Source organism: Polaribacter septentrionalilitoris (assembly GCF_009832745.1).
Taxonomy (GTDB): domain Bacteria; phylum Bacteroidota; class Bacteroidia; order Flavobacteriales; family Flavobacteriaceae; genus Polaribacter; species Polaribacter septentrionalilitoris.
On the sequence record NZ_VRMJ01000006.1, the window covers coordinates 1 to 708 of the forward strand.

At 25.8% G+C, this 708-nt stretch carries 1 protein-coding gene; it reads left to right on the top strand.

Features of this window, described 5'->3' with window-relative positions; all coding sequences use genetic code 11:
- Nucleotides 1–188 precede the first annotated feature (188 nt).
- On the top strand, nucleotides 189–572 hold the full coding sequence (locus FP421_RS01250) for a hypothetical protein (protein ID WP_159946809.1): 384 nt from the start codon (nucleotides 189–191) through the stop codon (nucleotides 570–572).
- The last annotated feature ends 136 nt before the right edge of the window (nucleotides 573–708 follow it).

Here is a 708-nt window from a genome sequence, read left to right on the forward strand (position 1 = left end):
ACACAAACACGTTGTAACACATTACCAAGCAAACTCAAAAAAAGGAATATTTTACGGAATTACCAAATTGAAATTGAACGAAATGAATTGATAAAAACAATATTTATTTCGAATTCTATGGCAAAAAATGAGAATTAAAGTTTGAAACAAAATTCAATAATACAGAACTAAAAAAACAATTTGAAACAATGGAATATTTTTTTATCGGAATTTTAGCTTTTTGTCTTTCATACATTGTATTTAACCATACAAAAATATTATACTACCGAAAACTGAAGTCCTTTAATAAAGAAATTGAGGAATTCCTTAAATCAAACAAACAAGAATTTATTGAAAAAAGAAGACCGAATAAAGAAGATTGGAAAAAAAGTTCAATTAAAAAACCAGCAAATTTTGAAGTAAGTTTTTTTACTTTACAGATTAATGGTTCACCTGTAACTTGGACAGATACAAAACACAGAATTATTATTGCAAAAAATCAAAATCATAAAAAATACTATTGGTTAGAAATTAAAACTACTTACTTCAAAAAACCGGAATTGAAATTTACCAATCTGAAAATAAAAAAATAACGTGTTACAACACCGTGTATAAAAAATTGCTTATTTTTAGCTTAATCAAAGTTAGTTGCTTTTTTGCAATCTTATATTTTCCTGCGGAAAATAACGATGGCACAAAATCGCAACTTTCCATAACACAAACACGTTG